This is a genomic window from Hahella sp. HN01 (genome assembly GCF_018986435.1).
Taxonomy (GTDB): Bacteria; Pseudomonadota; Gammaproteobacteria; order Pseudomonadales; family Oleiphilaceae; genus Hahella.
The window spans coordinates 1-9,145 of sequence record NZ_JAHMIN010000071.1 but is presented as its reverse complement, the minus strand read 5'-3'; the positions used below and the strand labels follow the sequence as shown (position 1 = coordinate 9,145).

At 51.1% G+C, this 9,145-nt stretch carries 12 protein-coding genes; 7 read left to right on the top strand and 5 right to left on the bottom strand.

What is annotated here, in order from left to right; genetic code table 11:
- From KP814_RS31510 to KP814_RS31500, 3 genes are all read right to left on the bottom strand, one after another.
- Nucleotides 1-826, bottom strand: an 826-nt coding sequence (locus tag KP814_RS31510; RefSeq protein WP_216740499.1) for an ATP-binding protein, incomplete at its 3' end; no start/stop codon positions are given.
- Entirely contained in the window at nucleotides 823-1,293 is a 471-nt protein-coding gene (locus tag KP814_RS31505; protein ID WP_216740498.1) for a hypothetical protein, read from the bottom strand. The genes KP814_RS31510 and KP814_RS31505, both read right to left, overlap by 4 nt.
- Complete coding sequence (locus tag KP814_RS31500) at nucleotides 1,290-1,502, bottom strand: DNA-binding protein (protein WP_216740497.1); 213 nt, start codon at nucleotides 1,500-1,502, stop codon at nucleotides 1,290-1,292. The genes KP814_RS31505 and KP814_RS31500 overlap by 4 nt, the downstream gene beginning before the upstream one ends.
- A 414-nt stretch (nucleotides 1,503-1,916) precedes the next feature.
- Between KP814_RS31500 and KP814_RS31495 the strand changes: the two genes are divergently transcribed.
- Together KP814_RS31495 and KP814_RS31490 are read left to right on the top strand one after the other, a co-directional pair.
- On the top strand, nucleotides 1,917-2,618 hold the full coding sequence (locus tag KP814_RS31495; protein ID WP_216740496.1) for a hypothetical protein: 702 nt from the start codon (nucleotides 1,917-1,919) through the stop codon (nucleotides 2,616-2,618).
- A gap of 492 nt (nucleotides 2,619-3,110) precedes the next feature.
- On the top strand, nucleotides 3,111-3,812 hold the full coding sequence (locus tag KP814_RS31490; protein ID WP_253938779.1) for a hypothetical protein: 702 nt from the start codon (nucleotides 3,111-3,113) through the stop codon (nucleotides 3,810-3,812).
- Nucleotides 3,813-3,938: 126 nt separating this feature from the next.
- Here the strand turns inward: KP814_RS31490 and KP814_RS31485 are convergent, their stop codons facing one another.
- Together KP814_RS31485 and KP814_RS31480 are read right to left on the bottom strand one after the other, a co-directional pair.
- Nucleotides 3,939-4,889, bottom strand: coding sequence for a hypothetical protein (locus KP814_RS31485; RefSeq protein WP_216740495.1), 951 nt, complete (start codon nucleotides 4,887-4,889; stop codon nucleotides 3,939-3,941).
- Nucleotides 4,886-5,320 carry a hypothetical protein gene (locus KP814_RS31480; protein WP_216740494.1) on the bottom strand — a complete coding sequence of 145 codons (435 nt, stop codon included), beginning with the start codon at nucleotides 5,318-5,320 and terminating at the stop codon, nucleotides 4,886-4,888. Before KP814_RS31480 ends, KP814_RS31485 begins: the two co-directional genes overlap by 4 nt.
- Nucleotides 5,321-5,586: 266 nt before the next feature.
- On the opposite strand from KP814_RS31480, the gene KP814_RS31475 reads away from it, so the two are divergent.
- The 5 genes from KP814_RS31475 to KP814_RS31455 form a co-directional block, all read left to right on the top strand.
- On the top strand, nucleotides 5,587-5,925 hold the full coding sequence (locus KP814_RS31475; RefSeq protein ID WP_216740493.1) for a helix-turn-helix transcriptional regulator: 339 nt from the start codon (nucleotides 5,587-5,589) through the stop codon (nucleotides 5,923-5,925).
- A 406-nt stretch (nucleotides 5,926-6,331) separates the two neighbouring features.
- On the top strand, nucleotides 6,332-6,823 hold the full coding sequence (locus KP814_RS31470) for a DUF2924 domain-containing protein (protein ID WP_216740492.1): 492 nt from the start codon (nucleotides 6,332-6,334) through the stop codon (nucleotides 6,821-6,823).
- The gene (locus KP814_RS31465) at nucleotides 6,820-8,175 is read left to right on the top strand and encodes a recombinase family protein (protein WP_216740491.1); all 1,356 of its coding nucleotides are present in this window, start codon (nucleotides 6,820-6,822) and stop codon (nucleotides 8,173-8,175) included. The genes KP814_RS31470 and KP814_RS31465 overlap by 4 nt, the downstream gene beginning before the upstream one ends.
- Complete coding sequence (locus KP814_RS31460) at nucleotides 8,172-8,654, top strand: LacI family transcriptional regulator (RefSeq protein WP_216740490.1); 483 nt, start codon at nucleotides 8,172-8,174, stop codon at nucleotides 8,652-8,654. The genes KP814_RS31465 and KP814_RS31460 overlap by 4 nt, the downstream gene beginning before the upstream one ends.
- A 124-nt stretch (nucleotides 8,655-8,778) precedes the next feature.
- On the top strand, nucleotides 8,779-9,145 hold a 367-nt coding region (locus KP814_RS31455), incomplete at its 3' end, for a JAB domain-containing protein (RefSeq protein ID WP_216740489.1).

Here is a 9,145-nt window from a genome sequence, read left to right as displayed (position 1 = left end):
GCGTGTATTCCAGACGCTCCAGAGCCGGTTTCGCGGGCCCTGCGACCTTTTCCATAAGTCGTCCCAGATGCGGTTCCTCCACGGCCTCCAGGCGGCCTGAACGATCCTTGGCGGGGTATCCCCAGGGATTGAGGGTGTGACAGACGAACGCGCGATAGCCGGCGCCGTCGTCTGACTTCAGTTCGGCCAAGGTGACGACCTCGTCGACAATGCCTGGCAGTTCCAGCCCTGTTTTTGAGCCGTCGATCTGTAGGGAAAATACGCGGCGGTTGTAATCATCGAGGCGTTCGTCGAGGATGCCGACGAACCAGACGTTTTTGTCCCGCGTGTGCTGCAGATGGGTGAGCCAGGCGATCATCTCCTGGCCCATCAATCCGTATGCGCCGCGTGCGTCTGGCTTGCCGGTTCTCTCCGAATGCGCCTGCGGCTGCCCCTTGCACCACTGCATACACAGTCGGCCCGCCACGGTAATGGAGTCGACAAACAGGGTGTCGTACTTGTCCAAAATGGACGGGTCGCCAAAGCGCTCGCATACCGCCTGAAAATGAGCTTGGCTGAACGGCTGATCCTCACGAAGCGCCGGATTGGGACCGCCAATGAACACAGCGAAGTCTCGGCACTCCGGCCAGGTGCGTGGACGGATGGAATCGCCTTTCCATCCCTCAACAGCGAGATCGCCAGCCTCCAGATCGAAAAACAATGTGCGCTGGGCGTCGAGCGTCCACAGTTGAGACGTCTTGCCGATGCCGCTTTTTCCAATCAATACGCCTTTGACACCGCGCTTTTCAGCTAACCTTTGATCGGCGGTGATGATGGGAAGGCTCATGAGCGCGCCTCCCTGAGAGACAATCGAATCGACGGCTTGCCGGGTTTATGAATGCGCGCCTGCTCGAAAGAGCGCCGTAAACTCTGCGGCCAAGCGTTGTACTTGTCCTCGCTGACGCAGTAAGTGATATCCAGAAAGTCAGCGGGATCGCAACCCGCCTCAGCGATGCGTCGCGCAATCTTAGTCAGGGCGTCCTGGCGCCATTCCACACGCTCGGTTACGCTGGCGTGAACGTCCACCGCGCCGTCCTCAAAACTCACGGAATCAGCTTCTTTCCACCGACGTAACGCCTTAGCGCGCCGGCCGTATTTGGCCTCCAACGCATAATCAAGGTGGGACACCAACACTTTGGCGGCGGCGAGCATGATTGACGCTTCCGTTCTGAGGCGGTAGAGCGTTTCGCCTGAATACTCCGCCAGTTCTTTGGCGGGCGTCCCGATCAGTTCCTCCATGGCATATCGGCTCATGCGACGTCTCCCTTATCAAACCGTTCGGAAGTGCTCTTACGCAGGCTCTCCACCTCGAAGACCTCCACGTCTTCAATGCGGTAAAGCACGCGCCCATGCAGTTTGAGATAGACGGGACCGCAGCCGAGGGTGCGCCAACGCTCCAGACAGGCTTCAGAAACGCCCCAGCGAAGAGCCAACTCACGTTGACTGAAGTGTTTTATTTCCACGATTAGCTCCTTTGGGTTATTGCGGAATCGTGGAGCTATCTTGCAAAACAGGTAGTGGGAAAATTGGGAGGGTTACACAGGGGAAAAGCAGTGGGATTTTCAATATCTGGTTGAGTTATGACTGCGTGCTTTGCAAGACGATGTAGGCAGGCAAATCAAAGTCTAGCTTCCATCGTACCAAGTAAAATCAGCATCTGGATGCAGCAAGCACACCGAGGTGAGTCTCCTGCTACAACCGGTGTTAAGCCCATATGCTTCAAACCGCCCCGAAACACAATAAAAACACACAATCCCCGCCCAAAAAACAAGTTGCCCATGAAATGTGAAAGAAATTAGCAAATCAAAAAACATGCGAAGGGTTCGCCCTCACGTTTTCGCTACTTGAGCATCGCAAACAAAAGGAGATTATTGATCATGCCAATCCAAGCTAATAACTTTGTTTTTCAAGGGGCCAATGACATACCGCAATTGCCTCAACTGAATAATCGACAAGCTATGAGGAGATTCCAGGCTAGCACGCAAACGATAGTAAATAACGGCATATATGTGCCACAACAAGGTTATGTCATCGTCAGTAGGACTGACAGAGCTATCGCGGCTAATAGAAGGTATCTATATACGAACAGTGTTAACCCATGTGTTGCTGTATATGTTTTGGTCAAATACAACGGGGACAATGACCTCGTGGCTCTTGCACACTTTGACTCGGATGCAATTGAGGTGCAAAACTGCTTGGTAGGAAGAGTCTTTCCGGCGCTTGTGGAGAAGATGCATATCATGCTTAAACGCCGCTTTGCGGCAGTGGGCAACACATACGTTCAGACTTTGTTTGGGATAAACCCAAATAATACGAGCCGACAAATTAGGGACAGCATCAGAAATACTTGCCAGCAAAACAATTACGTTATTTCTCCCAACCCTGTATTTAACGGTCCTAACAATGGGTTGCGCGCTTTTCAGTCGACGGCTATGGCTTGTGACTTGAGAAATGGTACCCACCGCATAATGAGTGAGAACGCAATCAATATACAGGATGACGTAGAAGAGCAAAGAAATCAGGCATATGCCCAGCAAGGAATATTAATTGCGGGTAGGCTAACCACTTCGCTAGCTTAAGGAACGTAAGTCCCCTGTAGAAATAATTCTACAGGGGTATTTTTCGCTAATTTTGTGCAGGTAAATACGAGATTAGTAAGCCTATCAATACCCATTGAGGAATAATATCCACCCCCTTCTTTTTTAATGAGACTATTCCAAAGTGGATGTATTACACATTTCCCGTCAACCTTATTCCGCATAACAGGATGTAACACTTCATTTGTCTCGGCCGCCGCACGCAGTAGATCTTTGTAAGCACGTCCGCCTTCACGATATAGGGCTCTCATAGCTAGAGATTCAGTAGACGCCAATGCTGCCTACGTAGGATTTAGGCACGGTAAGCAAGCCTGGATGGGCTAAGAGCAATATGCCCATATGCTTACCCAAAAAAACTGTTTTCCCTTCAAAAAAATGCTGCCCATGAAATGTGAAAAAAAAACAAATCATGCAAAGGATTAGTCCTCACATTATCGCTTCATGTGTAGAGCAGACAAAAGGAGATTATTGATCATGCCAATCCAAGTTAATAACTTTGTTTTCCAAGGGCCCCATAACATTCCCCCATGGCCTCAACTTCGTGGTCCGCGAGATATGAGGATATTCACGACTGCCACGCAAACGATAGTCAATAATGGCATATATGTTCCGCAGCAAGGGTATGTCATTGTCAGTAGAACTGATAGAGCTATTGCGGCTAATCGAAGATATATATTTACAAATAGCGTTAACCCATGCGTTTCCGCATATATATTGGTCAAATACAATGGGGACAATGATCTTGTGGCTCTTGCACACTTTGACTCGGATGCAGTTGATGTGCAGGACTGTTTAGTAGGAAACGTCTTTCCTGCACTTGTTAGCAAGATGCATATGATGCTTAGACGCCGCTTTGCAGCAGTAGGTAACACATACGTCCAGACTTTATTAGGGAAAAGCCCAAGTAATACGACCCGGATAATTAGGGATAGCATCAGAAATACTTGCATTCAAAACAACTACACTGTTTCTCTTAATCCTGTTTTTGACCTTCCTGGAAATAAATTGCGCCCATTCGGATCAACTGCTATGGCATGTGACCTGACGAATGGAACTCATCATATAATGAGTGAAAATGCAATCAATGTACGAAGCGATGTAGAAGCGCAGAGAAATCAGACATATGCCCAGCAAGGAATACTGGTTGCAGGTAGACTAACATCGTCACTAGCTTAAAAAATGTAATCCCCCCGTGAAAATATTTCCACAGGGGGATTTGTTGCTATATTTATACAGCTAAATAAGTTGGCGATTGGAACGGAAAAGAGAATGAACGCTGTGGAGTTGAGGTTAATAAGCTTGTCAATTTCCATCAAAAAAATAGTACCCATTCCCTTCCTTTTTAATGAGAGTATTCCAAAGGGGATGCAATATCCATTTCCCGTCAACCTTATTCCGCATAACGCGATGCAACTCTTCATTTGTCTCAGCTGCCGCACGCAGTAGATCTTTGTGAGCACGTCCGCCCTCTCGATACAAGGCTTCCATCACCGCAGACTGCTTCTTGGTAAGCGTGTACCACTGTCCATCCCAGCGAACGCGCCGAAAGTCAGTAGAAAATCGAAGTCCGATACCGCCTTCACTTTCAGACGCCTCGGAGTAGCCTTGTAGAATTGAAAGGACGGAGAGTTCGTCCAGCACACAGCAATCGCCAGTTCGACTCAGAAGCCTATCAAGAGAGACTAACGCTATATCTTGCGGCATATCTATGCCTGTTGGGAGTTTGCTTGAGGTGCTGACCACAATCGCTGGCGCTCTGGCCGACTCTTTCCTGAGTTCCTTCATGACAGACAACAGGCGCTCTGTCGTATCCAGGCTACGCACAAAATACAGGTTTACACGATAGCCGCGAATGCGAGCCGCTCCCAAGTGCCACAGCCAGTCATCCAAAAGAGGCGTCACTCGATGATGAGCGCCGATCGAAAAGAAGCTCTGCAGCCAGAGTAGCAATCTATCCACATCAACCGTATATCGATGTATCTCCTCGGCAGAAACGCTGACCCAACCAGCGCTGGAAGAGAAGTAGCGATGCCGCCTCGTCTCCGAACACCAAGTCAAATCAGCAAATCCCTGATGCCCATGAGTTAGATAGCCCAAGCAACCTGTTGGCGTTAAGAAAAGCCGATTCACAAGCTCGTATGCGACACTGGGAAATTCTTCAAACAGCAAGCTGCCAGCGATAGTGGGCGCAGGGCTATTCAGTAGCCGCAAAATGAGCGTCAATGCTTCCAGAGTAATTGAGTCAGTCGTCATCCGTGAATATCGTTCAATAGCCCCCAACGTTTTAGATATTTCTCACCAACAAGCTTCTCTTTGCTTGTTCGTGTAAGCAGGTCGCACCCATTGGGGAGCGTGATATTGATTGGCAGAACATTACTTCGACTGCCTTTCTTGTCTGGGTGAAAGCGAATAATGATCTTCGCTTGCGTGGGAATAAACGCACCTGATGCCAGAGGACAGTGGCCTCCGAAGTATTCGCGCGAATATTCATGCAGACCAAGTACGCTCTGCGCGGGAGATTCCACCTGGATACGCCCGTATCCAGCAAGGTCCTTTAGTTTGAGCATGACCACGTTCACTGACTCAATACCATCTTCGGCATCCCAAGTCAGAGGCGCTCCCGTCATTAGCGGAGTTAGGTCATAGCGTTTCTGTGGCGGTAATTGATTTTYAATGGCAGGCATAAATACAGCAACCTTCACTGGTTAATGTTCAATAGACCCCTTTACCGTTTACTACGGAATAGGTGATCTATCATCTGCTCAGGCATTTGCTTTTTTGTTATAGGCACCCAGCCCTCCTTGGGGGTGTTGGACGGATTCGTTCGGTAGGCTGAACGGATTATTCCTAATGGGCTATTTTCTGTCAAGAACAAGAAGATGCGCGTGTAGTTGGCATAGTGATATGATTTATAAATAAAAAAGTAATAAATATAACAAAGGAACGTCTTGTGCCATCAACGCTAGGCCGCAAACTTCGTAAGTTGCGTGAACAACAAAAGCTCAGTCTTGAACAGCTGGCAATGCTGTCCGGTTCCAGTAAAAGCTATCTGTGGAATCTGGAGAATTTCGAATCAAGTAACCCTTCAGTGGAGAAGGTAGACAAGATCGCTACAGCGCTTAAAGTCACCTCGGAATTTTTACTGAATGGCTCCGCCACTACGCCAGATCAAGGCGTTATCGATGAGGCCTTCTTCCGCAAATACAAATCCCTGCGAGAAGCAGATAAAAAGCGAGTCCGGCAAATCGTCGACGCTTGGACGGAAGACAACACAGCTACAGATAACTAGCCTTCAGGCTTGTCTTTTATCCAAATAATGCGAGTCCTTCAACGATAAATTTTTTCGTCGTTTCCGCCATCGCCCCAAGCCACCTGAAGTCGTTCGCAGTAGCCCGCAACTCCCTCATGGCCAGGCTGGTTACTTGAGCCGATAATTGCCCCTCCATCAAGCAGTTTGACAGTCAGGACCGCCCAGCAATGTCATCAAGCCATTCCTCGTACAACCCTTGCAGAGCCATCCCTCCCGAGCACATGAGTGCGGAACAACGTAGACAGGAAGTCGTACTCATTCTCGCTCACGGGCTTGTTCGCCTTCGCGAGAAGAATTTTCAAAAAGAGAGCAAGGTGGGACTTGCCTTCCAGGGGCGTCAGAGCGTTCATCCAACTCCGTTAAAAACAGAGAGAACGGAGATCGAATGAGCCAAACAGAATTGATATCCATGCCTTCCATCGCAGCCCGAGTGGCTGCTTTACCCACGCTGCCCATGCCCCAACTCCGGGGGCTCTGGCGAAAGCTGTTCGAGACCGACGCCCCGACGCACGTGCGCACATACTTAGAGCGCCGCATTGCCTATCGGTTACAGGAGGAAGAGTTTCGTAAGACAAATCCAGAGCTGTTGGAGAGCAACCAACGCCGCATCGCTGAGCTGGTGGAGGCCACCGATCCAGACAAGCCTGTCCGTGATAACCGGCCGCCAGCTGGCACGGTGCTGACACGTGAATATCACGAAGTTGAGCACCATGTGACGGTGCTCGCGGATGGGCAATATGACTATCAGGGCCGCCTATATCCATCCCTGTCCATGATCGCTCGGGAAATCACGGGCACGCGTTGGTCTGGCCCGGCGTTTTTTGGGCTGAAGTCAGCCTCGAAACCCAAAGGCGCGCGCAAGGGAGGCAAACGATGAACGACGTCGTGAAACGTCGGCTGCGTTGTGCGGTCTACACGCGAAAATCCCATGAGGAGGGACTGGACCAGGAGTACAACTCGATCGACGCCCAGCGCGATGCTGGGCATGCGTACATCGCAAGCCAACGAGCGGAGGGGTGGGTTTCTGTAGAGGATGATTATGACGATCCCGCTTATTCCGGCGGCACCATGGATCGCCCAGCGCTAACGCGACTGCTTAGGGATATTGAGGCGGGGAAAATCGATGTGGTTGTTCTGTACAAGCTTGATCGACTAACACGCAGCCTGACAGATTTTTCCCGGATGGTGGAAGTCTTTGATCGCCATAACGCCTCCTTTGTTTCCGTCACGCAGCAGTTCAATACGACCACGTCCATGGGGCGTCTGATGCTGAACATCTTACTCTCGTTCGCCCAATTTGAGCGTGAGGTAACGGGGGAACGTATCCGCGACAAAATTGCTGCAAGTAAGCGAAAAGGAATGTGGATGGGCGGTATTCCTCCGCTGGGGTATGACGTCAAGGACAGGCGTCTGGTCCCCAATGAGCGCGAAGCCAAACTGGTCCATCATATCTTTCGACGATTTGCCGAGCTGGGTTCCAGCACGACGCTGGTGAAAGAGTTACGTTTAGATGGCGCTACGTCCAAATCCTGGACCACACAGGACGGCCGGTTTCGTAAAGGCAAACCCATCGACAAGAGCTTGATCTATAAGCTGCTGAACAATCGCACCTACTTGGGTGAGCTACGCCACAAGGATCAATGGCATCAAGCAGAACACCCTCCCATTATCGACCAGGAGCTGTGGGAGCATGTCCAGACGATCCTATCGAAAAACGGTCGTGTGCGCGCCGCCAGCACCCGCGCGAAGGTATCTTATCTGCTGAAAGGCATCGTATTTGGTTATGACGGTCGGGCGTTGTCACCCTGGCACACCACCAAGAAAAACGGCAAACGATATCGCTACTACATACCGCAGCGGGACGCTAAAGAAGGCGCTGGCGCGTCCGGCCTACCGCGCCTTCCTGCGGCGGAGCTTGAGGCGGCGGTACTGGAACAGTTACGAGGAATACTGCGCTCGCCCACGTTGTTACGAGAGATGACGCCAGTCGCTGCAGGGATTGATCCTGAGCTGGACGAGGCGAAGGTCGCCGTCGCGATGTTACGGTTGGATGAGATCTGGGACCAGTTGTTTCCGGTGGAGCAGTCACGCATTGTCAGACTGCTGGTGGAAAAAGTAGTGGTTTCGCCCAATGACCTGGAGGTGCGGCTGCGCATGAATGGCATTGAACGAATGGCGCTGGAGTTACAACCCTCCATCAATTCATCTCACGAGGGAGCTGCCGCATGAGTGGAACGCGTATCCAGAGTACAGGGAGGACCAGCCTGATCACGGATAGTCATGGCGCCGTGACGCTAACCACCCCGATCCGTTTCAAGCGGCGTAGTGGGCGCAAGCTGGTGACGCTTCCTGAGGAGAGGAAAGATCCAAGGCCTTGGGATAAGGCGATTACGCCGCTGCAGGTGGCGCTCGCCAGGGCGCATCGGTGGTGGGCGCTCTTAGCTTCAGGAGAAGCGGAAACGCTACGTGACATCGCCGCCAAGGAAGGGGTGGATAACAGTTACGTCAGCCGCATCCTCAATCTGACATTGTTGCCGCCGGATATCGTGGCGGCCATCCTGGACGACGCATTACCCAACCACATCACGCTGTTTGATCTGGCGGTTGATCCACCGTTGCTATGGGAAGAGCAGAGAGAAAGAGTTCAAACAAGTATGTCGAAGAATTGCTGTACGGCAGGAGATCAAAGTGAGCGCTCACCTTTCTAATAACGCACTGATTAAGTTGCAATCCATTGATGATTGAGCGTTCATAGGCTACCTCTAATCGCCGGCGCTGAGTGCGGCAACACCCAACGCCGACTAACCAAAACCAACTTACGAGGAGTTGATCATGGCTGACGTCGAGTCTACTACGGCCACGCTTCATTTGAACAGGCGCACCGGGGAATTTACCCTGTCCGTGCCCTTGGATTCGGACATTGTTTTAAAGGCCGCCAAACGCGCGCTGGCGCAACGGTTTAAACGTCATTCCTGCAATATGGATGACCCGGGTAAAGTGAAAGAATATCTGATGATGCATCTGGCGCCGGAGCCACGCGAAACGTTCGTGGGACTTTTCCTGGATACTCAGAACCGATTGATCGCCTACGAAGTGCTATTCCGTGGCGCGATCGACGAGGCCCATATTTATCCTCGCGAAGTGGTGAAAGCGGCCTTACGCCATAACGCTGCAAAAGTCATCGTCGCCCACAACCATC